Here is a 26,207-nt window from a genome sequence, read left to right as displayed (position 1 = left end):
CCCGATAACCGTCCAACGCATCGTGATCCCGTCGAAGCGGGGAGGGCGAGGTGCAGGCGGCTGGCCTTTGCGGGTCGTGTACGGGGCCTGTGGCCGCCGGCAGGGCTTGGCGGGACGCACCCGGCGCGCGCCCCCTTGCGACACAGGGACCCCTGCGATAAAAGCCGCCTCAGGTCTCGGAATTGGATATAGGGCCTGGTGCCTGACTGCGTGGAGACAGCGCACTCCACCCGCCATTACCGACGGGACAGAATTTTTCCATTATCGCACGGCGGACGTTCGAAAGCCCGCCGCTCGCAAAGGTCAAGGGTTGAGACAATGCAGGTTACCGAAACCAAGGCCGAAGGCCTGAAGCGCGAAATCCAGGTCGTGGTCCCGGCCTCCGACCTGCAGACTCGCCTGCAGACCAAGCTGCACGAGGCGAAGGGCCAGGCGAAGCTCAAGGGTTTCCGCCCGGGCAAGGTGCCGATGGAGCATCTGCGCAAGATGTACGGCCGCTCGATGATGGCCGAGATCGTCAACCAGATCATCAACGAGTCCCCGCGCTCGATCATCGCCGACCGCAAGGAGCGCTCGGCGATGCAGCCTGAGGTCGCGATGACCGAGGATGAGGCCGAGGCCGAAAAGGTGCTGAAGGGCGCCTCCGACTTCACCTTCACGGTGACCTACGAGACCTTGCCGACCTTCGAGCTGCAGGAGACCAAGGGCATCAAGATCGAGCGTCCGATCGTCGAGATCGCCGATGAAGAGGTCGAGGACCAGGTCAAGCGCATCGCCGAGAACGCCCGCAGCTTCGAGCCGAAGGACGGCGCGGCCGAAAGCGGCGACAAGGTCACCATGAGCTTCCTCGGCAAGATCGACGACGTGCCGTTCGATGGCGGCCAGTCCGACGAATCGAGCCTGGTGCTTGGCTCCGGCCAGTTCATTCCGGGCTTCGAAGACCAGCTGATCGGCGCCGCCGTCGGCGAGGAGAAGCAGGTCAACGTCAGCTTCCCCGAGGACTACAGCGCGCCGCACCTCGCCGGTAAGGCCGCCGTGTTCGACGTCGTGGTCAAGTCGGTGTCGAAGCCGAACGAACTGGAGCTGAACGACGAGCTCGCCAAGCAGCTCGGCCTCGAGTCCATCGAGCGCCTGCGCACCGTCGTCCGCGAGCAGATCGAGAGCCAGTACGGCTCGGCCACCCGCCAGAAGGTCAAGCGCCAGCTGCTCGACGCGCTGGACAAGGACTACACCTTCGAGCTGCCGGAGAAGCTGGTCGAGGCGGAGTTCAACAACATCTGGCTCCAGGTCACCAGCGAGCTGACCAAGAGCGGCAAGTCGTTCGAGGATGAAGAGACGACCGAGGAGAAGGCGCGCGCCGAGTACCAGCGCCTTGCCGAGCGCCGCGTCCGTCTCGGCCTCGTCCTGTCGGAGATCGGCGAGAAGGCCAACATCCAGATCACCGACGAGGAGATGCAGCGCGCCGTGTTCGAGCAGGTCCGCCAGTATCCTGGCCAGGAGCAGCAGATCTACGAGTACTTCCGCAGCAATCCGGAAGCCGTCGCGAGCCTGCGTGCGCCGATCTACGAGGAGAAGGTCGTCGATCACCTGCTGGCGACCGTCGACGTCACCGACATCGTGGTCTCCAAGGAAGACCTGATGAAGGAAGAAGAGGAAGAAACCGCCGCCGTCGCCTGAGACGCCTTGGTCAAAATTTGAAGCGGGAGGCCGGCATTTGCCGGCCTTTTGCGTTCGTGCAAGGGTTTTTGCCGTGCACGCGGGATGGAGGCGGGAGAGGCCTCAGTCTCGCCAAACCAGGCCTTTTCATCGGCCAATGCGCTGATGCGCCGGGCGCCGGCCATGCAGCATCCAGAATGCTGCGCCGGGCCGCCGGTGCCGACAGCCACACCAGAAGCGAAGTCATGGTTTCCTGATGCCAAAACTGATCCCAGCCCTTGCCGCCCTGCTGTTCGGGCTGACGCTGCTCATCACCACGGGTGCCGGCGCGCAGGTGCCGGGCCTCTCGTCCCTGACCAAGCCCGCCGCGGCGTCCGAGGCTTCCGCCAGCGATCCGACGCTGGCCGATCTCGTCAAGATCCTCGAGAACGACACGACGCGCCAGAAGCTCGTGGAGGCACTGAAGTCGGCGGCGGGGACGGCGGGGACGACGGCGGCAGAACCGGAAGCCGAGCCGCTGGCGGTCTCCGTGCCCGACGAGGTCGCGCGCGCAAGCCAGGTGCTCTTCGTCAACGCCTTCGCGCTGGCCGAACAGGTGGGGCAGTCCGCGGAGAGGGCGCAGAAGCTCCTGGCGGGCGCCGGCTCGCTCGATCTGCCCCGCATCTACGCGGCGATCCTGCCGGTCGTGCTGGTCGCCTTCGCGGTCTTCGCCGCCTATGCCGCCCTGCAGTTCGTCAAGCGACCGATCTTCGCCCGGCTGGAGGCACGGGCGGCCTTCGCAGGACCGCTGGCAAAACTCCTGCTGCTCGCGATCTTCGCCGCCGTCGACGTGCTGGCGATCGTCGTGTGCCTCGCGGCGGGCTATGTCACCGCGATCCTGTTCTTCGGCGGGCCGCCGACCATCAACCAGGCGATGTTCCTCAACGCCTTCCTGTTCATCGAACTCGTCAAGACCGCGTTCCACGTGTTTGTCGTGCCCGGGCATCCAAAACTGCGGCTGACGCCTTTCGGCGACCGCCACGCCCTCTACTGGTCGTTCTGGATCTCCCGCCTGATCTCGATCCTCGGCTACACGTTTCTCTTCGTGGCGCCGGTGGTGGAGAAGAACTCGAGCACCGCCGCCGGCGACGCCGTCCGTTTCATCGTCGCCTTCATCTCGCTCTGCCTCATCATCTTCCTGATCCTGCGCAACCGGGCGACCGTGCGTGAGAGGCTCGGCCGCCAGCGGGCACGCGGAGACCGCAGCTACAGCGCGCGCTTCCATGCCTTCCTCGGCAAGATCTGGTGGGTGCTGGCGATCATCTTCGTGCTGTCGCTGTTTTCCGTCTGGCTGAGCAGTCCGGACGAGGGCCTGCGCTTCATGACCTTCGCGACGCTGAAGTCGGTCGGCGCGATGGCGCTGGGCGGCCTGATCGTCTCGACGCTGACCAAGATCATCGTCAAGGGCATCCCGGTGCCCGACCGGCTGAAGGACCGCCTGCCGTTGCTCGAGCGCCGGGTGAACTCCTTCATTCCCAATGCGCTCACCATCCTCCGCGTCCTGGTGGTGATCGTCGTCATCGGCTTCATCCTGGAGGCGTGGCGGCTCTTCGATCTCGGCGGCTGGGCGACGACCGAGGTCGGCCAGCGCGTCGTCAGCGGCACGATCGGCGCCGGCACGGTGATCCTCCTCGGCTTCGCCGTCTTCCTCGGTGTCTCGTCCTGGATCGAGTACCAACTGAACCCGAACTTCGGCTCGGTCCCGACGTCGCGCGAGCGGACACTGCTGTCGCTGCTGCGCAATGCCTTCACCATCACCCTGGTCGCGATGATCATCATGCTCGTGCTGTCGCAGATCGGCCTCAACATCGGGCCGCTGCTGGCGGGCGCCGGCGTCATCGGCCTTGCCGTCGGCTTCGGCGCGCAGAAGCTGGTGCAGGACATCATCACCGGCGCCTTCATCCAGTTCGAGAACGCCATGAACGAGGGCGATGTCGTCCTCGTCTCCGGCGTGTCCGGCGTCGTCGAGCGGCTGACCATCCGCTCGGTCGGACTGCGCTCGATCGATGGGACCTATCACCTGATTCCCTTCTCCTCGGTCGACCAGGTCGCCAACATGACTAAGGATTTCTCGCAGTTCCTGATCGATCTCGGCGTCGCCTACCGCGAGAACATTGCCGAGGTGAAGGCGCTGATGCAGGAGGCCTTCGACGAGGTGCGGGCGATGCCCGTCGGCACCGACATCATCGCGGACTTCGAGATGTTCGGGGTCAACGAGCTCGGCGACTCCGCCGTGGTCGTGCGCGGACGGATCAAGACACTGCCTGGCAAGCAATGGGGCATCGGCCGTGCCTACAACGAGATCGTCAAGCGCCTCTGCGACGAGCGTAGCGTGGAGATCCCGTTCCCGCACATGACGGTCTGGTTCGGCGAGGACAAGCGGGGCAACGCGCCGTCGATGCATCTTGCCGCAGCCCCGATCGCGGCGGCTGAGGCGGCGCGGTCGCTTGCGCCGACCCAGCCGGACGCCTCGCGATACGGCTCCGTCAACCTCGACGGCTCGCCGGTCCCGCCGGCGGTGGGCGATATTGATGCTCTGGACGACCCGCAGGACGAGCGCTGAAACCGCCGAAGGCATTGAACTCGGCAGGAGTGGCGGAAGCGCAGGTCCCGCGACGGACGCACTTCGGGGTTGCCTCTGGGATTAAGCCTTCGCGCGGCTTCCCGGAGAGCCATCTTGCACAGATGGGGCGTCACGCCCTATCTGTGCTCTGGGCCAAGGCCGACTGATTCCCGGGGTGCGGTTCCGCCGCGCCCGAAACACCAGCACCGAAAGCACCCCCATGATGCACCCCGTGGAAAGAGCGATGAACCTCGTGCCGATGGTGGTCGAACAGACCAACCGCGGCGAGCGCGCCTACGACATCTTCTCCCGGCTCCTCAAGGAACGCGTGATCTTCATCACCGGGCCGATCGAGGACGGCATCGCGACGCTCGTCTGCGCGCAGCTGCTGTTCCTCGAGGCGGAAAACCCGAAGAAGGAGATCGCTCTCTACATCAACTCGCCCGGTGGCGTCGTCACCTCGGGCATGGCGATCTACGACACGATGCAGTTCATCCGTCCGCCCGTGTCGACGCTCTGCATCGGTCAGGCTGCCTCGATGGGCTCGCTGCTGCTCTGCGCCGGCGAAAAGGGCATGCGCTTTGCCACGCCGAACGCCCGCATCATGGTGCACCAGCCGTCAGGTGGTTTCTCGGGCCAGGCGTCCGACATCGAGCGCCACGCGCTGGACATCATCAAGCTGAAGCGTCGCCTGAACGAGGTCTACGTCACGCACACCGGCCAGGATCTCGAGACCATCGAGCGCACCCTCGACCGCGACCACTTCATGACCGCAGAAGAGTCGCGCGAGTTCGGTCTGATCGACATGGTCTACTCGTCGCGTGACGAGCTCGAGGCGCATGTGCCCGGCTGATACCGGCTTCGCCGGCGTTTTCGCCGGCTGAGCAGCTTGACCGGATGCGCTCTTTCGGCGCATCCGGTCCGGGCGGCTTCACCGTTTCGTGCGGTGCTGCCGCCCCGCAGGACAGCCAGCCGAGCCGCGGCTTGATCTGTCAGACGCCCGCTTCTACCTTGCGCCGAGCGCCCGACAGCATCGCTCAAGGTTGCCCCTGCATCATCGACAACGAGCTAAAGTGTCATAAACCGAGAAGACCGACTGCAAAATGCTGCAGTTGCAATCGGCTCGGGCTGGCATAAATTAAGGTCCGATACGACCGGCTTGACGACGGACACCGGACCGGAAGGAAGAACCAATGAGCAAAGTGAGCGGCGGCGATTCGAAGAATACGCTCTACTGCTCTTTCTGCGGAAAGAGCCAGCACGAAGTCCGCAAGCTGATCGCCGGTCCGACGGTCTTCATCTGCGACGAGTGCGTCGAGCTGTGCATGGACATCATCCGCGAGGAAAACAAATCCTCGATGGTGAAGTCGCGCGAGGGCGTGCCGACGCCGCAGGAGATCATCGCGGTTCTCGACGACTACGTGATCGGCCAGGCCTTCGCCAAGAAGGTGCTCTCGGTCGCCGTGCACAATCACTACAAGCGGCTGGCGCATGCCTCCAAGCACAACGACGTTGAACTGGCGAAGTCGAACATCCTGCTGATGGGCCCGACCGGTTGCGGCAAGACGCTGCTCGCGCAGACGCTCGCCCGCATTCTCGATGTGCCCTTCACCATGGCCGACGCGACGACGCTGACCGAGGCCGGCTATGTCGGCGAAGATGTCGAGAACATCATCCTGAAGCTCCTGCAGTCGGCGGACTACAACGTCGAGCGGGCCCAGCGCGGCATCGTATACATCGACGAGATCGACAAGATTTCGCGCAAGTCTGACAACCCGTCGATAACCCGCGACGTGTCGGGCGAGGGCGTGCAGCAGGCATTGCTGAAGATCATGGAAGGCACCGTCGCCTCCGTGCCGCCGCAGGGTGGGCGCAAGCATCCGCAGCAGGAGTTCCTGCAGGTCGATACGGCGAACATCCTGTTCATCTGCGGCGGCGCTTTCTCCGGCCTCGACAAGATCATCTCCGACCGTGGTCGCAAGACCTCGATCGGCTTTGCCGCCAACGTCTCCTCGCCCGAGGATCGCCGCACGGGTGATCTGTTCCGTCAGGTCGAGCCTGCCGATCTCCTGAAGTTCGGCCTCATCCCGGAGTTCGTCGGCCGTCTGCCGGTGCTGGCGACGCTCGAGGATCTCGACGAGCCCGCTCTGGTGCAGATCCTGGTCGAGCCGAAGAACGCGCTGGTCAAGCAGTACCAGCGGCTGTTCGAGATGGAGAACGTCGAGCTGTCGTTCCACGATGATGCGCTCAAGGCGATCGCCCGCAAGGCGATCGAGCGCAAGACCGGCGCACGTGGCCTTCGCTCCATCATGGAAGCGATGCTGCTCGATACCATGTTCGACCTGCCGACCCTCGAGGGCGTGCAGGAAGTCGTGATCTCCGAGGAGGTCATCGATGGCAAGGCGCGTCCGCTCTACATCTATGCCGAGCGCAAGGACGAGAAGGAAAACGTCAGCGCCTGATACGGCGGCGGCGTTGCCGCCGACAAGAATTGGGGTCCGACGGACAGAGTTCAGCCCGTCCCGGCTCCGCCGGGACGGGCTTTTTCATTCGCTCTCTCATTGTTCGAAGATCGTGAACAGTGATTTGGTGAGACGCTACGGGCCTGCGAATCATTGAAGCAGAGACGGCACCAGCCCACATGCACGGGGCAAGAGGCGTTTCTCCAGATGCTCGCGTGAGGTCTGCGAAGAACGGCCGCGATCGGCGAAAGCCGAAGAAAGGAATTCCCATGTCCAATACCATCGAGGGCGACGGCGGGGCAGTGCTCTATCCGGTTCTTCCGCTTCGCGACATCGTCGTATTCCCGCACATGATCGTGCCGCTGTTCGTCGGCCGCGAAAAGTCGATCAAGGCGCTGGAAGAGGTGATGGGTGCCGACAAGCAGATCCTGCTGGTCACCCAGAAGAACGCGGGCGATGAAGATCCCGCCCCGGACGCCATCTACGACCTCGGAACGCTCGCCAACGTCCTTCAGCTGCTCAAGCTTCCCGACGGCACCGTCAAGGTGCTGGTCGAGGGCATGAAGCGCGCGCGCATCGATACTTTTTCCCCGCGCACCGAGTGGCACGAGGCGTCCGCTCGCATCGTCCCGGCCGTGGAGGAGGACGAGGTCGAGATCGAGGCTCTCGCCCGCTCGGTGGTCTCCGAGTTCGAGAACTACGTCAAGCTGAACAAGAAGATCTCGCCGGAAGTCGTTGGTGCGGCTGGCCAGATCGACGATTACTCCAAGCTCGCTGATACCGTCGCATCGCATCTCGCGATCAAGATCGCCGAGAAGCAGGAGATGCTGGGCCTGACCAGCGTTCGCGACCGTCTGGAGAAGGCGTTGTCGTTCATGGAGGCCGAGATCTCGGTCCTGCAGGTCGAGAAGCGCATCCGCTCGCGCGTCAAGCGTCAGATGGAGAAGACCCAGCGCGAGTACTATCTGAACGAGCAGATGAAGGCGATCCAGAAGGAGCTTGGCGACGGCGAGGAAGGCCGCGACGAGGCGGCCGAGCTGGAAGACCGCATCAAGAAGACCAAGCTCTCGAAGGAGGCGCTCGAGAAGGCCAATGCCGAGCTGAAGAAGCTGAAGCAGATGAGCCCGATGTCCGCGGAAGCCACCGTCGTTCGCAACTACCTCGACTGGCTGCTGGGCCTGCCCTGGGGTAACCGCTCCAAGGTCAGGATCGACCTGAAGAAGGCCGAGGCGATCCTCGACGAGGAGCATTTCGGCCTCGACAAGGTCAAGGAGCGGATCATCGAGTATCTGGCGGTGCAGAGCCGCCAGGCGAAGATGAAGGGCCCGATCCTCTGCCTCGTCGGTCCTCCCGGCGTCGGCAAGACATCCCTTGCACGCTCTATCGCGCGGGCCACGGGGCGCGAATACGTCCGCATGGCGCTTGGCGGCGTGCGTGACGAGGCCGAGATCCGTGGTCATCGCCGCACTTACATTGGCTCGATGCCCGGCAAGGTCATCCAGTCGATGAAGAAGGCGAAGAAGACCAACCCGCTCTTCCTGCTCGATGAGATCGACAAGATGGGCCAGGACTTCCGCGGTGATCCGTCTTCGGCTCTGCTCGAAGTGCTCGATCCCGAGCAGAACGCGACGTTCATGGACCACTATCTCGAGGTCGAGTACGACCTCTCCTCGACCATGTTCGTGACGACGGCGAACACGATGAACATTCCGGGTCCTCTGCTGGACCGCATGGAGGTCATCCGCATCGCCGGCTACACCGAGGACGAGAAGGTCCAGATCGCCCGCCGGCATCTTCTGCCCAAGGCCATCCGTGACCACGCCTTGAAGCCGGAGGAGTTCTCCGTCAGCGAGGATGCGCTGCAGGAGATCGCGCGTCGCTATACCCGCGAGGCCGGCGTCAGAAACTTCGAGCGCGAGCTGATGACGCTCGCGCGCAAGGCGGTGACGCAGATCCTGAAGGGTGAGCGCACGTCGGTCGAGATCACGGCGGAGAACCTGCCGGACTATCTCGGCGTCTGGCGCTACCGCTACGGCGAGGCGGAGCTGGAGGATCAGATCGGCATCGTGACCGGTCTGGCCTGGACCGAGGTCGGCGGCGAACTGCTGACGATCGAGGGCGTCATGATGCCGGGCAAGGGCAAGATGACGGTCACCGGCAACCTGAAGGACGTGATGAAGGAATCGATTTCGGCGGCCGCTTCCTACGTCCGCTCGCGTGCGATCGACTTCGGCATCAAGCCGCCGCTGTTCGACAAGCGCGACATCCACGTGCACGTGCCGGAAGGCGCGACGCCGAAGGATGGTCCGTCGGCGGGCGTCGCGATGGCAACGGCGATCATCTCGGTGATGACCGGTATCCCGGTGCGCCGCGACATCGCGATGACCGGCGAGATCACGCTGCGCGGCAGGGTGCTGCCGATCGGTGGTCTGAAGGAGAAGCTGCTGGCTGCCCTCCGCGGTGGCATCAAGACCGTGCTGATCCCGGAAGACAACGCCAAGGATCTGGCGGATATTCCGGACAACGTGAAGAACGGGATGGAGATCATCCCGGTCGCGCGGATCGGCGACGTCCTGAAGCATGCCCTGGTTCGGGAGCCGGTGCCGATCGAATGGTCGGAAGCCGAGGAGCCGGTGGCGGCAAATGCGCCGGCTACCGATGGTGCGACTGCCGTCGCTCACTGAGCCTAGCGAGCGTCGTAGACTCTGAAAATGCCGTCCTTCGGGGCGGCATTTTTCGTTCAAAGCCTTATTTTGCACCGTTTGGAGGCTATGTCCGCTTGAATGATGCGGCGGAGTCGCCCATCGTCCGACGCGAGTCGTGAACGACTTCCAGAAAATCAGGAGAATGTCCGATGAACAAGAACGAGTTGGTTTCCGCCGTTGCGGACAAGGCTGAACTCTCCAAGCAGCAGGCCGGCCAGGCCGTCGATGCGCTGTTCGAAGTGATCGAAGGCGCGCTCGCCAGCGGCGACGACATCCGTCTCGTCGGCTTCGGTACGTTCTCCGTGTCGCACCGCGCCGCCTCCAAGGGCCGCAACCCCTCGACCGGCGCCGAGGTCGATATCCCGGCCCGCAACGTGCCGAAGTTTGCGGCCGGCAAGGGCCTCAAGGAATCCGTCAACAAGTAAGCCGCAAGGCTCTGTTGAAAACGGCCGGGATCGCGATCCCGGCCGTTTCCGTTTGGGGGTCTTTCCAGACGATCTCTCCAACCCGGCGCGGCGGCGATTCCTTGTTGGTCGCGTAAAGCGCTCCCACAAAATGTATCCAGCGGTTGTGTACAATCGTCGTCGACAGGAATCGCGCGTCCACGGGGACGCAAACCATGCGTCAGCTTGGTAGCAACCGCAGGTCGGTGCTTCCGACCGGCCGGACCTCCAGCCGGGGCGGTGAGACAAGGCCGGAGGGCTGACGGGCGGCCGCGTCGAATTCCGTGCCGGCATAGTAGCGGTTGGCGGCGGTGTTGCGGATCGCAAGGCCGACGGTGACTTTGCCCTCGCCCAGCGCAAAGGCGGCTTCACCCGCGACCGAACGGCCGACGGGCAGGCCGTCGACATCACAGACGACGGTGTCGCGGAGCCCGGGCAGGACAAGATGCCAGGCATGGCCAGCCGGGCAGGGCGGCACGTCGATCACCCGGCGGTAATGGCCTGTGCCGGCGAAGCGTTCATGGCCCTGCGTCTCCCAGCCCCGCCGCGTGTCGATCGCCCGGAAGGGCAGCCCATCCGTCCGGAACTGCCATCCGTCCGCCAGCGCAAATGCCGCAGGGAGTTCGGCTGCGACGAGCTCTCTACCCGGCGGCGGCTTGGTTTTGCGAGCGGCCGGGCAAGGCGAGATCTCGAGACAGAGGAGGGCGCCGGGTGCGAGCGACAGGCGCAGCACGCCGTGCGTCTCCGCCAGGACGAGCCGAGTGCCGGTCTTGGCATCCCAGCGGACGATGCGCGAACCCGCGCTGAGGGGGATGGCAAGGTCGCGCCATTCGTCGCGGTCGTTCACCGTCGCGAGCCGGATCGTCTCGCCGCACCGGGCGGCGGCTGTCCAGTGCGGACCATCTCCCTCGAAATGGAGCAGGCCCAGCGGAAGAGCGCCGAAAGACAGGCCGCCGAGCGGTATGCCGCCGACCACCGCGACAACGTCCGCTTCTGTCGCTCCCGGCAGGTGGTCGCCGCTACGGACGGAGCCGTGCAACAGCGTCGCCAGCGCCGGATCTTCGCCGGTGGATTTGCTGTGATCGGGGAGCGGGCCCGAGGCGAGGATCCTTCCGCCGGCGGCAGCGAAGGCGGCCAGCGTCCGTGCGGTGCCGGGGCCGGCGAGCGTGCTGACGGCGGGAAGGATGACGCTGGTGTAACGCCCCGAGGGCAGCCGGAGTTCGCCGTCCTCGACAGCCGCCGCCGCGACCGCATCCTCGCTGACGATGTCGAAGCCGATGCCGGCCTCCGACAGCGCCTTCGCCCACCAGCCGAAATGCCGTCCGCAATCCGGCGCCATCGCCTCGGCGCGGATCGTCTCCAGCGGATAGAGCAGCGCGACCGGGCGGATCGGCTCGCCGTCTTCGAGAAACGCCGAGAGGCGCGCGATCTCGTCGAACACCAGGGGTACGTCCTGCCACCAGGGCTGGAAGTTGAAGCCCGGCGCGAAGTCGAAGCGCGGGTTGGGCCCCGGCGCCTTACCGGGCGCAAAACCGTCGCCGAGATAGAGCGCATGGAGGAGGATGCGCCGGGCGCCGAACAGCGTGTGCCGGATCGCCTGCGCCCGCAGGCGGCCGAGGGTCAGCCCCCATTGGCCCGCGGCACCCGGCATGCCGGTCTCGCGCCCGGTGGAATACTGCTCGACGGTACAGCGGCTGCGGCCATGCGCCCGGGCCACGGAGTCCCCGAACCGGGCCGAGATCTGCGGCGCATAGTCGGCAGCATCGACCGAGGTCGCGCTGCGGTAGGCGTCGACGCCGAAATAATCGGTGCCGGGCATGGCGCGCGGATCGATGCCGCCGAGGCCGTCGTGCAGCGTCCAGCCGCCGACATGGGTCAGGAGTTCGTGGCCGGAGAAGGCGAGGCCATGGCGATCGCACCAGCGGTGCAGCGTGCCGAAGAAGGCTTCGTGCAGCCGCGCCGAATAGGCCTCGAGGAAGCGCGCGCGGAGGCTCGACGTCCGCGGCCCGACGTCCCTGGTGAGTGCCAGCAGTTGCAGGCCCACCGGTTCGAACGGAAGAAGCTCGGGCAGCCCCGCATCCCAGAGGAGGCTGTTGCCGAAATCGCCCTCTAAGCCCTTCCAGACGTAGAACCCCGCATAGGGGTGGTCGAAGAAGACGCCGTCCGCCGATCCGCCCGACGCCGCCAGCAAAGGCGCATAGGCAACCTCGGCGAACCGCTCAGCGGCTTCCGGCAGAAGGTAGTTGATCATCCGCGATGTCCGGCAGCGGGCGGAGACGAACACCGTCACCCGCTGTCCCTCGTCGCCGGCGGCATCGACGCTGATCCGGCAGCCGGTGCCCTCCGATGACAGCAGCCGTGTCGTCGCCCCGACATCCTGCGGCCCGCTATCCGTCTCCACGACCGCGGCGACGATCCGCCATTCGTCGAACAGCGGCACGCCGCCCTCGTAGCACCAGTCGAGGCCGTCCTTGCCGAGGAATTCCAGGAAGGGCGACCGGATCTCCGCGATGGCAAGGGTCGCGCGCCCGTCGGCGCCGATGCTGGCGCTCACCCAGAACAGGTGGCGTTCGCGCAGGTGGTCGGCGCCCGCCACGGTGCGGCCGCCGCCATGACCGGACATCCACTGGTACTCGTCGTAGATCTCGACGCCGATCCCGAGCCGTGCCGCCTCTGCGCTCGCGAAACGGACGGCTGAGAGGTAATCCGGCGAAAGGTAGAGTGGCAGCGGCAGAGCGAGACGCGCCTGGATCATGATCGTGCCGAGCCCGGAGACGGCGATCTCGGCCAGCCGCTCGGCGATTTCCGGCTCGGTCGGCAGATGGTGCCAGAACCAGAACGCGGCCGGGCGAAAGCGGCGGTCCGGCGAGCGGAACCAGAGCGGCGCGTCGAGGGCCTCGGTCATCACAGGATGGCCGTCGGGGTGAAATGAACGTCGAGACGGCTGGCGCGGCCGAGGGCGATGCGGATGCCGCCGGCCTTGCCGATCGCCTCGGCCTCAATGGCGTCGAGCCGGACGGCAACCACCCTGTCGATCCCGATGCCGGGCAGCTCGAGCACGGCTCCCTCCGACGCCGTTGCGGGATCGAAGCGGCAGGAGAAGAGACCGGGACCCATGACGATCTGAGAGAGACGGCCGATGAAATCGGTGGCCAATACAATGCCGTCGGGGCGTTGAAGCGTCAGCCAGCCGCCCTCGGCCGCCACCGTGACCGGCCCGATCGGCGTTTCCACCCGGCCCAGCACGACGGGCTCGCCGGTATGGCGGATCTCCCATCCGCCCCAGGGATTGACGTCCATCACCTCGGCCACACCGAGCAGCGGCAGCAAGGCGGCCCAGGAATAGAACGGGTCGGTGTCCGGCTGGTCCATCGCCTCGCCGGTCTCGGCGCTGTAGTTCTCCGCCGCGATCCGCCGGCCGCTCCAGGACTGTTCGAACAGCGCCAGGCTCTTTTCGGCGAAGGCCGAGGCCTCGGCGTCGAAGCCGTAACGGCGCAGGCCATGCCAGACGAAGAAGTTGACGTTCGGCCAGATCCGCCCGCGCCAATAGACGTTGTCGGCATAGGCCGGGTCGTCGCGCGACGCGTTCGGGATGACGTAGGTGCCGCCGAAGGTCGCGGGATCGCCGAGATGGCGGAGAAGGCTCGCCGCCTGATCGGGTGTCGCCGCTCCGGCGATCAGCGGGTAGAAGCTCGTCGGCCCGAGGCTGCGGACGAAGCCGCCGCTCCGCTGGCGGTTGGCGAAGATGCCGCGCGTCTCGTCGTAGAGTTCGTCGCGGATCTTCCGCCGGCTGGACGCGGAAAGGCCGGCAAACTCTGCGGCGTCCGCGGCAAGGCCGAGCTCGGCCGCAATCAGCGACAGCATCTCGGCGTCGAGCGCGAGCGAGCAGTTCAGCCCGACGTCGAGGGTCGAGAGCGTCCGGCTGGCCTTGTCGTAGACGGCCTCGTCGTGCGTCGCCGAATTGTCCATGCCGGTTTCGTTGCGGGCGCCAAAATGCATGCCCTTGTAGAGGCCTTCGCCGACGTCGGATGTGCCACAGGAGACGAGACCCAGTCCCCCGGGATCGCGCATCGCCCGCCACCAGCGCTGGTTCCGGGCGAGTGGTTCATAGACGAGATCGAGCAGAGCGCGGTCGCGGCTGCGCAAGAACATCATCCAGGCGATGAAGGCGCCGTTCGGTGCCTGGCTGCGGTCGACCCAGCTGTCGCTCTCGTTGACGATGCAGGCGAAATTGCCTTGCGGGGTCGCGTTCGACATCGCGACCGCCATGTTGCCGATGCCGGCATGGCGCGAGAACAACCCCGACATCAGCGCCGCGTAGGTCTGGTCGTTGAACCAGACCGCGGAGCCGCCGAGGTCCCACATCCGGCTGGTGGCGGTGAACTGGCGGTGGTTGGCGCCGTCGTGCAGCGTGTTCCAGGCGATGACGTCGCGCACGGCGTCCAGCGCGCCGGCATGGCGGCCGGTCTGTTCGGCAAGGGCCGGCAGCGCGGCCGCGTCGTCCAGCGCCGCCCGCGCCGTGGCGATGGCCAGCGCACGGCTGTCGGCGACGGCCGCCGCGAACCGGCCGCTCAGCGACATCTCCAGCTCGAACCGCAGCGCCAGGACGGGCGCGCGGTCGCCGCGGCTGCCAAGATGGAAATAGCCGTTGGCGTCGAAGTCCTCGACGACGGCCTCGATGCTCGGATGCGCCGTCACCTGGACCGGCTCGCCTTCCGTCACGAGGGCGACGTAGCGCGTGCCGACCTTGATGACGGCCGAACCGGCTGCGGCATCATACTCGGCCACCGCACCGTTCTCGGCGGAGAGGCAGATCGAGACCCAATAGCGCAGGCCCCACTCCTGGAGCTCCAGCGCCTTCCAGCCGCCGCGGACGGCGTAAGAGCCGGTCTTGTCGTACTGGAAGGCGAGGCGGCTTCCCCCGTGGCGGGTCTCGAACTCCACCAGCTCGCCCGACGGCGCATGGCGCCCGAAGAGGAGATCGGGGCCGGGTCGGATCGTCGTCGCCTTGCCCAGGCGGTTGGAGAACAGCACCGGCGTCAGCCGCACGCCGAGCGGCAGGAAGACCATCTCCGCCGGGCGGTTCGACCAGGTGTTCCAGGCCTCGGCGTGGGGGACGGTCGGATCGACGAGCATCGGTTTCATCCTCATGGCCTCGAACCGCCGCACAGGGGCGCCGGAGATCGCGCAGCAGGCACGGCGAAGGTGATCTCCCGCCCACTGCCGGTGGTCAAGTGCGCGGGTGCGACGCGCCGCGGTTCACCGGACGGGCCGCCGGGGGTCTCGCGGAGCGGTGGCGGCGTCCGCCCAAGGGCTGAGCGCCGCTCGACGGTCAGAGCGTCGACGGCCGCGGCTGGATCGGCGGCGTGACGTCGGCCGGGATCGGCGAGGCGTAGGGCTTCTTCGCCAGCCGGGCTTGGTGATCGGCCTTGGCACGGGCGAGGAGCGCCGGATCGTTCAGGAGGTCGACGGCGGTGCCGGCCATGGCTTTGGCGGCATAGACGAGGCCCTTCTTGGCGGCCGGGGCCTTGCCTTGTGCGGTAATCTGCCAGGAATGGCCGGGCGAGCCGATCGCGTGCGTGGCGACCAGCGCCTGCACCGTCGGTACCGCCCAGGACACGTCGCCGACATCGGTCGAGCCGAGCATCGGCTCCCCGACCGAGTTCAGCGGCACGATGAAGTCGCAGAGCGGCGTGTTCGCCCGCTCCTCGATACCGCAGCGCAGGTAATCGTTGGCGATGTCCTCCTCGCTCAGCGTCGCCTGGATCCGCTCGGCATAGGCGCGGTCCTCGGCGTCGAAGGCGACGGGGCCGAGGCGCTGAAGATTGGCGTGCATGGTCTCCTCCATCGGCGTGTTGGCGAGGAGGTTGGAGACGGCGCTGAGGATGCGGACCTCGACCTCGGTGCCGGTCATCAGCGCCGCGCCCCGGGCGACATTGATCACCCGCTCGTTCAGCACCTTCATGCCGTGGATGTCGCGCGAGCGGACGGCGTAGCGCACCTTCGCATGCGCCTGGACAACGTTCGGCGCGATGCCGCCGCCGTCGATCATGGCGTAGTGGATGCGGGAATCCGCGGGCACGTGCTCGCGGAGATAATTGACGCCGACATTCATCAGCTCGACCGCATCGAGCGCCGAGCGGCCGAGATGGGGCGCCGCCGCGGCATGCGAGGCGCGCCCCTTGAACGAGAAGTCGATGCGGGTGTTGGCGAGTGACTTGGCGTCGTCGACGCGGGTCAGCGAGGCCGGATGCCAGGTGATGGCGGCGTCGACGTCGTCGAAGAGGCCGTCGCGCACCATGAAGGCTTTTGCCGCGCCGCCCTCTTCGGCCGGGCAGCCGTAATAGCGCACGGTACCCGGCAGCTTGTTTTCGGCGAGGTAGTTCTTGAATGCCGTGGCGGCGAGGAGGGCGGCCGAACCCAGCATGTTGTGGCCGCAGCCATGGCCGTGACCGTTGCCGCCGAGCGACCTAGGCTCGGCGATGCCGGCTTCCTGGCCGAGGCCGGGCAGCGCGTCGTATTCGCCGAGGAAGGCGATGACCGGGCCGCCGGAACCGGCCTCGCCGATCACCGCCGTCGGGATGCCGGCGGGCGCTTCGGTCACCCTGTAACCCTCGCCCTGCAGCATGACCGTGTGCTCGGCGCAGGAGCGGTATTCGGTATAGGCGATCTCCGGCATGCCCCAGATGCGGTCGCTTAGCGCTTCATAGTCGGCGCGGCGGGCGTCGACGAGGTTCCAGATGCTTTCGGCGTTGGACGTGGACATGGATCTTCCTCTGGTCTTTCCGGAGCGCCTTCGGTGCACGGGTGATGCCAAGGCGCTTTCGTTCCGCAACCTCCATACCGGATGGAGGGGGATGGCGGTGGGTGGGAGGGATAGATCATCCACCGGCTTTTGTCCTCCGCAGGCCGGCCACGAACCCAGGCCACGAACCCAGACTGAGGCCGCCCTGTTGAAATGCGGGCCGGGAAGCCGCCTTGCCGCTTCTGCCAGGCTCGCCAGGCCTGCATCCTTCGCCTAGTCTCCGGCCGAAATGATGGGAGGATCGCGCGTGACGGCAAGCTTGGGGAAGGCGGAGAACTTCGACCTCGGCGGCCGCACGGCCTTCGTCACCGGCGCGAGCCGCGGCATCGGTGCCGCGCTCGCCCTCGCGCTGGCGAAGGCCGGGGCGCAGGTCGCCATCGCGTCCCGGCGAATCGAGGACCTCGCAGAGACCGCAGCCGGCATCGACGCCGTCGGCGGACGCGTGCTGCCTCTCGCGCTCGACGTCACCGAGACCACGACGATCCCCGCGGCTTTCGATCTGGCCGCCAGCCGTCTCGGCCCCGTGGACATTCTCGTCAACAATGCCGGGATGGAGGAGGTGAGGCCCTCGCTCGACGTCGACGAGGCGCTGTGGGACCGCATCCTCGACACCAACCTCAAGGGCGCTTTCTTCACCGCCCAGGCCGCCGGACGGCGGATGGCGGCAGGTTACGGCGGCAGCATCATCAACCTCTGTTCTGTCACGTCCTTCGTCGGCATCCCGACGGCCGTTCCCTACGGCTCGTCGAAGACCGGCCTGCTTGGCATGACACGCGCGCTCGCCGCCGAATGGGCGCCGCTCGGCATCCGCGTCAACGCCATCGCCCCCGGTTATTTCCGCACCGCGATGACCGATGCCTTCTATGCCGATAGCGCGTGGGAGACGGGGATGCTGGCGAAGATCCCGATGGGGCGTTTCGGGCAGATGAGCGATCTCGGCGACGTCGCGGTCTTCCTGGCCTCGCCCGCTTCCGGCTACATCACCGGCCAGTGCCTGACCGTTGACGGGGGCCTGCTGGCGTCGATCTGACGGCCGGGGGGCAACAGGCTTAGGCGGCGTTTTTGGACGGCTGCCGAGATAGGCGTCATTTCGGCGGCTGCCTCGTCTTGATGCAGCGGTCTTAACCTGTATAGACTTGTCTAGATGTTGTGCCTCGACGGGGCAGGGAAGCGTGGACGATTTGCGAATGGTTGTGTCGAACGTCCACGCTGCTGCCGAGGTCGCGGTCTCCGTCCGGCATGTCGACATGGTCTACAACGGCCAGCATGCGGTCGCCGACGCGACGTTCGAGCTTCATCGCGGCCGGTTCCTGACGATTCTCGGCCCCTCCGGCTCGGGCAAGACGACGCTCTTGCGGATGATCGCCGGCTTCCAGGCGCCGACCTCCGGCGAGATCGCAATCAATGGCCGAAAAGTCTCCGCCGATCCGCCGCACAAGCGATCGATCGGCATGGTGTTCCAGAAGCTCGCGCTGTTCCCGCATCTCACCGCCGCCGAGAACGTCGCCTTTCCCCTGAAGATGCGCCGCTTCGATGCGCGCGAGATCCCGGCGCGCGTCGCCCGCTATCTCGATCTCGTGCAGCTCGGTGGCTATGGCGATCGGCGTATCCACGAGCTCTCCGGCGGCCAGCAGCAGCGCGTCGCCATCGCCCGCGCGCTGGTGTTCGAGCCGGACCTGCTGCTGCTCGACGAGCCGCTCGCCGCCCTCGACCGCAAGCTGCGCGAGGAGACCCAGCTGGAGTTCCGCCGCATCCAGAAGGAGCTCGGCGTCACCACCATCAACGTCACCCACGACCAGCGCGAGGCGCTCGTGGTGTCCGACGAGGTGATCGTGATGGACAAGGGGCGGATCCAGCAGATGGCCGAGCCGACGGTGACCTATCGCCAGCCGGCGACGCCGTTCGTGGCCGATTTCATCGGCGTGACCAACCGGCTGGAGGGCCGTGCCGAGACGGTAGCGCCCGGCACCGTCATTCTGAGCATCGGCGGCATGCCGCTGTCGGGTCAACCGGCCGGTAGCGGGCCGGCTCCCGCCGCTGGTGACGCCGTGGTCGGTGCGCTCCGCGCCGAGCAGATCCGCATCGCACCGAGCGCCGACATGCTGTCCGGCCTCGAGACCTCAGTTGCCGGCACCGTCGAGGACATGATCTTCGAGGGCGAGCGCGTGGTCTACCAGGTCGCCGTCCCGGCGCTCGGCGGACTGGTGCTGAGCGTCTTCGACCACGATCCCGCCGGCCATGCCCCGCGGCCGGTCGGCAGCGCCGTGGCGCTCGGCTGGAACACCCGCGACCTTCTGATCTACGCAAAACCCTGAAACCCGACCCCCCTGAAACCCGACCCCCTGAAACCCGACCCAAGGAGACCCGCATGGCCGATGGCATGAACCTCACCGCACTCTCCCGCCGCCGCTTTCTCGCCGGCACCGCCGCGGTCGGATCGCTCGCCGGCGCCTCCGCGCTCGGCCTCGGCCGCGCCTTCGCCGCCGAGCCCGAGAAGCCGTCGGAGATCATCGTCCGCGCCTGGGGCGGCAGCTGGGCCGACGCGCTGAAGGCCGGCGTCTCCGACAGCTTCACCGAGATGACCGGGATCGCGGTCCGGCATGACCTGACCGAGGACAACGAGATCCAGCCGAAACTCTGGGCCGCCGTCGCGCAGAAGCGGGTGCCGCCGATCCACGTGAACTGGGACACCACCACCAACGCCACCAAGTCGGCGCTGCGCGGCGTGACCGAGGACCTCTCGGACCTGCCGAACCTCAAGGACGTGACCGACCTCGCCAAGCCCGTCGGCCTCGACGGCTATCCGATCGTCAACACCTACGGCTACGTCTATGTGCTCGCCTACCGGCCGGAGGCTTTCCCGGACGGCCCGCCGACCTCGTGGAAGGCCATGCTCGACCCGAAGTTCAAGGGCCGCATCGCGCTCTACAATGACGGCATCGGCTTCCACTTCCCGGCGCAGGTCGCCGGCGGGGGCAAGCTCGAGGATATTCCCGGCAACATGCAGCCGGCCTGGGATTTCATTGCCAAGATCAAGGAGCAGCAGCCGCTGCTGGGGGAGGATCCGGACTTCACCACTTGGTTCCAGAACGGCGAGATCGACCTCGCCTGCACCATCTCGACCAACGCCCGCGAGGCCAGGAAGAACGGCGTCAAGATCGCCTGGGTCGTGCCGGAAGAGGGCGCCAAGTTCGACACCGACGGCCTGTGGATCCCGAAGGGCCTGCCGGAGAACGAGCTCTACTGGGCCAAGCAGTACATCAACCATGCGATCACCAAGAACGCCCAGCAGGTCTGGCTCGATGGCCTCGGCTTACCCGGCGTCGTGCCCGGCTTGACGCCGCCCGCCGATCTCGTCGGCGACGCGTCCTATCCGACGCAAGCCAAGGACTTCGAGCACCTGATCCGCATCTCGTCGAAGGTGCAGGTCGAGAACGAGAGCGAGTGGTTCGGCAAGTTCAAGGCGATCATGCAGGGCTGACGTCCGACAGGGACCCGCCGCATCACCGGCGGGTCCTTCCATCTCGTTTCTGAAAGACTGCATGCCGCTTCGTCCCGCCCGCCGCGCCTATCCGCTGTCCTGGCGTGTCCTCGATGCCCTCGAGGCCGCGGCGGGGGCCGTCTGGCCGCGCTCGTTCGCCAAGGGCTTGCCCTATCTGATGCTGCTGCCGGCGGTGCTGCTGGTCGGGCTGCTCGTCCTCGGCCTCGTCGAGATCGCCGACCTCAGCCTGCGCACCCTCGACACCGCCACCTTCCTGCCGTCGGCGGACTGGTCGCTCGCCAACTATATCAGAGCCTTCTCCGAGCCGCTGTTCTTCAAGGTGGCGCTACGCAGCCTCGGCGGGGCCATCCTCGTCACCGTCGTCACGCTGATCCTCGCCTTTCCCTACGCTTATCTGATGGTCCGCACGCCCTCGAAGGCCCTGCGCAAATTCCTGTTGATCGCGCTGTTCCTGCCGTTCTTCATCGGCCAGGTCGTGCGCGCCTATGGCTGGCTGATCATCCTCGGCAATCAGGGGCTCGCCAACGAGTTCCTCGGCCTGTTCGGCATCGGCCCGGTGCGGCTGCTGTTCAACTACTGGGCCGTGCTGTTCGGCCTCGTGCAGTACATGCTGCCGTTCGCGGTGCTGATGCTCGCACCGGCGTTGACCGCCATCCCGGAGGAGATCGAGGCCGCCGCCGGTTCGCTCGGCGCGAGTTGGGTCAAGGTGTTCAGCCATGTCGTCATCCCGATGGCGAAGCCGGGCTTCATCGGTGCCGGCCTCGTGGTGCTGACGCTGTCGCTGACCGATTTCGCCATTCCCGCCATCCTCGGCGGTGGCGGGCAGGACTTCATCGCCAACGCGATCTACGACCAGTTCTTCCGCACCTCCGACCAGGGCATGGGGGCGACGCTGACCATGCTGCTCGTCGTCGTCGGCTCAACGCTCGTCGGCGCGGTCTTTGCGGTTTTTGGCGCCGGCACGCTGGCGCTCGGAGCCTCCAGACGATGAGCACCGCCCGCGGCAAGTCCTGGACGCTCAACGGCTTCGTCATCCTGGCGCTGCTGATCCTGTCGGCGCCGACGCTGGTGGTGCTCGGCGCCTCGTTCACCTCCGGCAACCTCATCACCTTCCCGCCGGACGGGCTCTCGCTGAAATGGTACGCGAAGGTGTTCGCCGCGAGCGATCTGCGCCAGGCGTTCTTCCGCTCGCTCTACGTCGCGGTGATTTGCACGCTGGTCGCCATTCCCGTCGGCACGCTCGCCGGCCTCGCGCTGACGAAATACCGCGTACGCTTCGGCCAGGCGCTGCAGATCTACCTGCTCCTGCCTTTCACCATTCCGCTGATCGGCTCCGGCATCGGGCTGATGCTGGTGTTCGGCAAGGCGGGAATGCTCGGCTCGCTCTGGCCGGTCGGCATCGCCGCCTGCGTCATCAACCTGCCCTTCATGATCTGGGCGGTGACGGCGAGCGCCGCCTCGGTCGATCCGGATCTGGAACTCGCTGCCGCCAGCTGCGGCGCGCCGCCGCTGCAGGCCTTCCTGTTCGTGACGCTTCCGGCGGTAACGCCGGGCGTCATTTCGGGTTCGCTGCTGATGTTCATCCTGGCGCTGAACGAGTTCCTGGTCAGCCTGCTGCTCGTCGACGCGCGGATCGTGACGCTGCCGGTACAGATCTACAATTCCATCCGCTCGATCATCACGCCGGACCTTGCCGCGATCTCGGTGGTGTTCATCGCCTGCGCGGCGGCGGCGATCTTCGCGCTGGACCGGCTGGTCGGTCTCGACATCTTCCTGAAATCCAAGTGACGGGCACGCTCATGTCTCACTGCTCCTTCCACGATCTGTTGACGCTCGATGCCAAGGGCCGTGCAGCGCTGATGAAGCGCTCGGAGACCGACCTCTCCGGCTTCGTCGAGCGGGTGAAGCCGATCATCGAGGCCGTGCGCACCGAGGGCGACGCGGCGCTGCTGCGGTTTGCCCGCGAGTTCGACAAATCCGAGGTGAAGGCCGGCCAGATAAAGGTCTCCGAGGCCGAATTCGACGCCGCCTTCGAGGCGGTCGAGCCGGAGGTCATCGAGTCCATCCGTTTCGGCATCGACAACATCCGGCGCTTCCACGAGGAGCAGAAGCCGGAGCCGATGTGGTTCAAGGAGATGCGGCCCGGCTCGTTTGCCGGCGACCGCTGGACCCCCATCCAGTCCGCCGCGCTCTACGTGCCGCGCGGCAAGGGCGCCTTTCCCTCGGTGACGATGATGACCAGCGTGCCGGCGGTGGTGGCCGGCGTGCCGAACCTCTGCATCATCACCCCACCGACGTCCGACGGCTCGGTCGATGCCGCGACCTTGGTCGCCGCCCGCACGGCCGGCGTCGAGACCGTCTATAAGGTCGGCGGCGCGCAGGCGGTGGCCGCCGTCGCCTACGGCACCGAGACGATCGCGCCGGTGCTGAAGATCGTCGGCCCTGGCTCGCCCTTCGTCGTCGCGGCGAAAAGCCTCCTGTCCGGCGTCATCAACACCGGCCTGCCGGCGGGCCCCTCCGAGGCGATCATCTTCGCCGACGAGACCGTCGACGGCGCGCTCGCGGCGCTCGACGTGCTGATCGAGGCCGAGCATGGCCCGGACTCCTCCGCCTACATCGTCACCCATGACCGCAAGGTGGCGGAGGCCGCGATGGCCGCACTTCCCGGCTTCTGGGAGAAGATGACCGAACAGCGCGTCGGTTTCTCGAAGACCGTGCTGCAGGGCGCCTATGGCGGCATCATCCTGACGGCGTCGCTGGAGGACAGCTACGCCTTCATCAACGAATACGCGCCGGAGCACCTCGAGATCCTCTCGACCGAGCCGTTCCGCCACCTCGGCCGAATCACCGAGGCGGCGGAAATACTGATGGGGCCGCACACCCCGATCACCCTTGGCAATTTCGTGCTCGGCCCGAACGCGGTGCTGCCGACCAGCCGCTGGGCGCGCACCTACGGCCCGCTGTCGGTCACCGACTTCCTCAAGCGCTCGTCGATCGGCTACGTGACGTCCGCCGGCTATCCGGAACTGGCGATGCACGCCCGCCGTCTCGCCCGCTACGAGGGCTTCTCGAGCCACGAGAACGCGATCTCGGAAATCCGCGACCAGCTGCTGTCGGGCACGCGCGGGTGAGGGCGGCCCGGCTCTATGCTGCCGGCGACATCCGCGCCGAGGAGATACCGGCGCCGCCGCCACCCGGACCGGGCGACGTGCTGCTGACGGTCGAGGCCGCCGGGATCTGTGGCTCGGACCTGCATAATTTTCGGACTGGCCAGTGGATCAGCCGTGCGCCGTCCGTCGCCGGTCATGAGCTGGCTGGCCGGGTGATCGCCGTTGGCGCCAGTGTCGCGAACCTTGCAGTCGGAGATCGCGTCGTGGCGGACTCGCGGGTCTGGTGCGGCATCTGCGCCGAGTGCCGAGATGGACGCCGCCAGTTCTGCGAGAGGCTGGGCTTCATCGGCGAGGTCTGCGACGGAGGCTTCGCGGAACACGTGCTGCTGCCGGCGCGATTGCTGCATGCCGTGGACGCCAGGCTCGACCCCGCCATAGCCGCGTTGGCCGAGCCGCTGGCGGTTGCGCTCCATGCGGTCTCGCGGCTGGCACCGGCACCCGGCGTTGCGGTGCTCGTCGCCGGCTGCGGGCCGATCGGTGCGCTGGTGGCGCTGCTGCTTTCGCGCCGGCATGACGGCCCCATCCTCATCGCAGAGCGCCATGCCGGCCGCGCCGCCCTTGTGGCCGACGTCACCGGCGCGCGCATCGTGACGCTCGGTGCCGAGGATATCTCTGCTGCGCTTGGCGGTGACCGGCTGCTGGCGGCTGTCGAGGCGACCGGCCAGGTGCCGGTTCTCGCCGCTCTGCTCGATGCCGTTGCCGGGGGAGGCCGGATTGCTCTCGTCGGCATCTTTCACGGCAAGTTCGACCTCGACCCGAACCGGCTGGTCGAGCGCGGTATCGCCCTTGTCGGTTGCCATGCCTTCGAGGACGAGATGGCGGAGGCTGCCGTTCTCTTGCCCGAACTGGCGCCGCAACTCTGCCGCTTCGTCGCCGAGGAGATCACCATCGAGGGCGTGCCGGACGTCTATGAGCGGCTCCTCGCTGGGGAAACCGCCGGCCTGAAGACCATCATCCGCCCAGCGCTGCCATGAGCGTCCTCCGGGAGGCGGCGAGCCCGCTCTACGAGAAGGTAAAGGTCTATGTCCTCGCCGAGATCGAGAAGGGGGCGTGGGCAAGCCATGACCGGCTGCCGTCGGAGAACCAGCTGGTCCAGTCGCTCGGCGTGTCCCGGATGACCATCAACCGGGCGCTGCGGGAGTTGACGACCGAGGGCGTGCTGGTCCGGGTGCAGGGCGTCGGGACCTTCGTCGCCGCCCCGAAGCCGCGCTCGGCGCTGCTCGAGATCGCCAACATCGCCGCCGAGATTTCCGCCCGCGGGCATGTCCATCGGGCGGAGGTGCTCGCCCTCGACCGTTTCGTGCCCGAGCCCGACATCCTGGCATCCTTCGAGTTCGCCCGGCCGCGTCCCGTGCTGCATTCGCTGGTGCTGCATTTCGAGGACGAGCGGCCGGTGCAGCTTGAGGAGCGCTTCGTCAATCCGGACCTCGCGCCCGCCTACGACCGGCAGGATTTCACCGCCATGACCACCTACGACTATCTTCAAGGGGTGACGCCGCTGACCGAGCTGGAGCACGTCATCTCCGCCGTCGCCGCCGATGTGGCCAGCGCCGGCCATCTCGGCATCGAGGCGGGCGAGCCTTGCCTCCTCCTCCACCGGCGCACCTGGACCGGCGCGACGGTCGCCACCGTCAACCGGCTGACCTATGCCGGCAAACGCTATTCGCTCGGCAGTCGCTACAGCCTGGAGACGCGGTCATGAGCCCGACCTTTGCCAGCGTCGGAGACGCGCGCCTCGCTGCGAAGCGGCGGCTGCCGAAGATCTTCTTCGACTACATCGACGGCGGCGCGTCCGCCGAGGAGACGCTGCGGGCGAGCACGGGCGATTTCAGCCGCTACCAGCTGCAGCAGCGCGTGCTGGCCGGCGTGCAGCCGCGCCAGCTCGCAACCGACTACCTCGGCCGCCGCAACGCCTTGCCGTTCATGCTGGGCCCCGTCGGCTTCCTCGGCCTCTTTGCCGGCAAGGGCGAGATCCTGGCGGCCAAGGCCGCGCATGCCGCGGACATTCCGGCCTGCCTCTCCAATTTCTCCATCGCCTCGCTCGCCGACCTTCGTCACGCCGGCTGCCGCGGGCCGCTGCATTTTCAGCTCTACGTGCTGAAGGACCGCGGCCTCGCCGAAAAATTCGTCGCAGCGGCCGAAGCGGCTGATGTCGACACGCTGTTCCTCACCATCGACACCGCCGTCACCGGCATCCGCGAGCGCGATGCGCGCAACGGCTTTCGCGCGGTCACCCGGATCGGGCCGCGCATGGGCCTCGGCATGGCGCTGCGCCCCGCCTGGTGCCTCGACATGGCGCGGGCAGGCAGGCCGGGCGTTGGCGCCGTGCGCGGGCAAACGGAGTTCGGCCGAGGCATTCTCGAGCAGGCGGCGACGCTGTCACGGCTGATCGACCCCGCGCTGTCGTGGGCCGATGTCGCCTGGCTGCGCCAGCGCTGGGCGGGTCGGCTGGTGATCAAGGGCATTCTCCACGCCGACGACGCGCGGCGCGCCCGCGACGCCGGCGCCGATGCGATCGTCGTCTCCAACCATGGTGGTAGGCAGCTCGATGGAGCCCCGTCGACGATCTCGGTGCTGCCGGAGATCGTCGATGCGCTGGCTGGGTCGATCGAAGTGATGGTCGACGGCGGCTTCCGGCGCGGGACCGACATCGTCAAGGCCATCGCCCTCGGGGCGTCCGGCGTGATGCTCGGGCGTGCCTACGCGTTCGGCGCGGCGGCGGGCGGCGAGGCGGGCGTCGCGCGGGTCATCGATCTGCTGCGGCAGGAGATCGACGTGACGCTGGCACTGATGGGGCTATCGTCGATCGATGAACTGAAGGCGCAAGGCCGCAGCGTGTTGCGGAACGCCGCCTGACGCTTT

Annotated in this window: 18 protein-coding genes; 15 read left to right on the top strand and 3 right to left on the bottom strand. The window is 66.9% G+C overall.

The features are described from left to right. The first annotated feature begins 318 nt into the window (after positions 1-318). From tig to hbs, 6 genes are all read left to right on the top strand, one after another. Positions 319-1,677 (top strand): trigger factor, encoded by a 1,359-nt coding sequence (gene tig / locus ACZL02_RS07325; protein ID WP_472937932.1) that lies wholly within the window; start codon positions 319-321, stop codon positions 1,675-1,677. A gap of 235 nt (positions 1,678-1,912) precedes the next feature. Beyond that, positions 1,913-4,258: a mechanosensitive ion channel domain-containing protein gene (locus ACZL02_RS07320; RefSeq protein ID WP_472937931.1), complete on the top strand. Its 2,346-nt coding sequence runs from the start codon at positions 1,913-1,915 to the stop codon at positions 4,256-4,258. Between the two features lie 220 nt (positions 4,259-4,478). Then, positions 4,479-5,111 carry an ATP-dependent Clp protease proteolytic subunit gene (locus tag ACZL02_RS07315; protein WP_472937930.1) on the top strand — a complete coding sequence of 211 codons (633 nt, stop codon included), beginning with the start codon at positions 4,479-4,481 and terminating at the stop codon, positions 5,109-5,111. A 340-nt stretch (positions 5,112-5,451) separates the two neighbouring features. Continuing rightward, a complete protein-coding gene (clpX, locus tag ACZL02_RS07310) occupies positions 5,452-6,720 on the top strand; it encodes an ATP-dependent Clp protease ATP-binding subunit ClpX (RefSeq protein ID WP_472937929.1) in 1,269 nt (422 codons plus the stop codon). A 269-nt stretch (positions 6,721-6,989) separates the two neighbouring features. Beyond that, positions 6,990-9,404 (top strand): endopeptidase La, encoded by a 2,415-nt coding sequence (gene lon, locus ACZL02_RS07305; RefSeq protein WP_472937928.1) that lies wholly within the window; start codon positions 6,990-6,992, stop codon positions 9,402-9,404. 170 nt (positions 9,405-9,574) lie between these two features. After that, entirely contained in the window at positions 9,575-9,850 is a 276-nt protein-coding gene (hbs, locus tag ACZL02_RS07300) for a non-specific DNA-binding protein Hbs (protein WP_472931889.1), read from the top strand. A gap of 199 nt (positions 9,851-10,049) precedes the next feature. Here the strand turns inward: hbs and ACZL02_RS07295 are convergent, their stop codons facing one another. From ACZL02_RS07295 to ACZL02_RS07285, 3 genes are all read right to left on the bottom strand, one after another. Next, positions 10,050-12,773, bottom strand: coding sequence for a carbohydrate-binding protein (locus ACZL02_RS07295; protein ID WP_472937927.1), 2,724 nt, complete (start codon positions 12,771-12,773; stop codon positions 10,050-10,052). Continuing rightward, the gene (locus ACZL02_RS07290; protein ID WP_472937926.1) at positions 12,773-15,004 is read right to left on the bottom strand and encodes an MGH1-like glycoside hydrolase domain-containing protein; all 2,232 of its coding nucleotides are present in this window, start codon (positions 15,002-15,004) and stop codon (positions 12,773-12,775) included. The genes ACZL02_RS07295 and ACZL02_RS07290 overlap by 1 nt, the downstream gene beginning before the upstream one ends. Positions 15,005-15,200: 196 nt before the next feature. Beyond that, positions 15,201-16,634: a M20 family metallopeptidase gene (locus tag ACZL02_RS07285; protein ID WP_472937925.1), complete on the bottom strand. Its 1,434-nt coding sequence runs from the start codon at positions 16,632-16,634 to the stop codon at positions 15,201-15,203. 286 nt (positions 16,635-16,920) lie between these two features. On the opposite strand from ACZL02_RS07285, the gene ACZL02_RS07280 reads away from it, so the two are divergent. The 9 genes from ACZL02_RS07280 to ACZL02_RS07240 all read left to right on the top strand — a co-directional run bounded on the left by ACZL02_RS07280 (position 16,921) and on the right by ACZL02_RS07240 (position 26,201). Then, a complete protein-coding gene (locus ACZL02_RS07280) occupies positions 16,921-17,703 on the top strand; it encodes an SDR family NAD(P)-dependent oxidoreductase (protein ID WP_472937924.1) in 783 nt (260 codons plus the stop codon). 151 nt (positions 17,704-17,854) lie between these two features. Continuing rightward, complete coding sequence (locus tag ACZL02_RS07275) at positions 17,855-18,988, top strand: ABC transporter ATP-binding protein (protein WP_472938153.1); 1,134 nt, start codon at positions 17,855-17,857, stop codon at positions 18,986-18,988. A gap of 53 nt (positions 18,989-19,041) precedes the next feature. Continuing rightward, positions 19,042-20,154: an ABC transporter substrate-binding protein gene (locus tag ACZL02_RS07270; protein WP_472937923.1), complete on the top strand. Its 1,113-nt coding sequence runs from the start codon at positions 19,042-19,044 to the stop codon at positions 20,152-20,154. A gap of 61 nt (positions 20,155-20,215) precedes the next feature. Continuing rightward, positions 20,216-21,166, top strand: a complete 951-nt coding sequence (locus tag ACZL02_RS07265; RefSeq protein WP_472937922.1) for an ABC transporter permease — start codon at positions 20,216-20,218, stop codon at positions 21,164-21,166. Next, on the top strand, positions 21,163-21,963 hold the full coding sequence (locus ACZL02_RS07260) for an ABC transporter permease (RefSeq protein ID WP_472937921.1): 801 nt from the start codon (positions 21,163-21,165) through the stop codon (positions 21,961-21,963). Before ACZL02_RS07265 ends, ACZL02_RS07260 begins: the two co-directional genes overlap by 4 nt. A gap of 11 nt (positions 21,964-21,974) precedes the next feature. Next, positions 21,975-23,306: a histidinol dehydrogenase gene (gene hisD, locus ACZL02_RS07255; RefSeq protein ID WP_472937920.1), complete on the top strand. Its 1,332-nt coding sequence runs from the start codon at positions 21,975-21,977 to the stop codon at positions 23,304-23,306. Further along, entirely contained in the window at positions 23,303-24,319 is a 1,017-nt protein-coding gene (locus ACZL02_RS07250; protein WP_472937919.1) for a zinc-dependent alcohol dehydrogenase, read from the top strand. Before hisD ends, ACZL02_RS07250 begins: the two co-directional genes overlap by 4 nt. After that, positions 24,316-25,047: a histidine utilization transcriptional repressor HutC gene (gene hutC / locus ACZL02_RS07245; RefSeq protein ID WP_472937918.1), complete on the top strand. Its 732-nt coding sequence runs from the start codon at positions 24,316-24,318 to the stop codon at positions 25,045-25,047. The genes ACZL02_RS07250 and hutC overlap by 4 nt, the downstream gene beginning before the upstream one ends. Then, complete coding sequence (locus ACZL02_RS07240; protein ID WP_472937917.1) at positions 25,044-26,201, top strand: alpha-hydroxy acid oxidase; 1,158 nt, start codon at positions 25,044-25,046, stop codon at positions 26,199-26,201. The genes hutC and ACZL02_RS07240 overlap by 4 nt, the downstream gene beginning before the upstream one ends. Positions 26,202-26,207 lie beyond the last annotated feature (6 nt).

This window comes from Mesocryomonas fontinalis (assembly GCF_055730125.2).
Note: the sequence above shows the minus strand (reverse complement) of the source record. Positions and strands in the feature narration are given on the sequence as shown.

Bases quoted from the DNA above. Each gene is read 5' to 3' on its own strand.
- tig (WP_472937932.1), top strand. From the start codon at position 319: ATGCAGGTTACCGAAACCAAGGCCGAAGGCCTGAAGCGCGAAATCCAG.
- ACZL02_RS07320 (WP_472937931.1), top strand. From the start codon at position 1,913: ATGCCAAAACTGATCCCAGCCCTTGCCGCCCTGCTGTTCGGGCTGACG.
- ACZL02_RS07315 (WP_472937930.1), top strand. From the start codon at position 4,479: ATGATGCACCCCGTGGAAAGAGCGATGAACCTCGTGCCGATGGTGGTC.
- clpX (WP_472937929.1), top strand. From the start codon at position 5,452: ATGAGCAAAGTGAGCGGCGGCGATTCGAAGAATACGCTCTACTGCTCT.
- lon (WP_472937928.1), top strand. From the start codon at position 6,990: ATGTCCAATACCATCGAGGGCGACGGCGGGGCAGTGCTCTATCCGGTT.
- hbs (WP_472931889.1), top strand. From the start codon at position 9,575: ATGAACAAGAACGAGTTGGTTTCCGCCGTTGCGGACAAGGCTGAACTC.
- ACZL02_RS07295 (WP_472937927.1), bottom strand. From the start codon at position 12,773: ATGACCGAGGCCCTCGACGCGCCGCTCTGGTTCCGCTCGCCGGACCGC.
- ACZL02_RS07290 (WP_472937926.1), bottom strand. From the start codon at position 15,004: ATGCTCGTCGATCCGACCGTCCCCCACGCCGAGGCCTGGAACACCTGG.
- ACZL02_RS07285 (WP_472937925.1), bottom strand. From the start codon at position 16,634: ATGTCCACGTCCAACGCCGAAAGCATCTGGAACCTCGTCGACGCCCGC.
- ACZL02_RS07270 (WP_472937923.1), top strand. From the start codon at position 19,042: ATGGCCGATGGCATGAACCTCACCGCACTCTCCCGCCGCCGCTTTCTC.
- ACZL02_RS07265 (WP_472937922.1), top strand. From the start codon at position 20,216: ATGCCGCTTCGTCCCGCCCGCCGCGCCTATCCGCTGTCCTGGCGTGTC.
- ACZL02_RS07260 (WP_472937921.1), top strand. From the start codon at position 21,163: ATGAGCACCGCCCGCGGCAAGTCCTGGACGCTCAACGGCTTCGTCATC.
- hisD (WP_472937920.1), top strand. From the start codon at position 21,975: ATGTCTCACTGCTCCTTCCACGATCTGTTGACGCTCGATGCCAAGGGC.
- hutC (WP_472937918.1), top strand. From the start codon at position 24,316: ATGAGCGTCCTCCGGGAGGCGGCGAGCCCGCTCTACGAGAAGGTAAAG.
- ACZL02_RS07240 (WP_472937917.1), top strand. From the start codon at position 25,044: ATGAGCCCGACCTTTGCCAGCGTCGGAGACGCGCGCCTCGCTGCGAAG.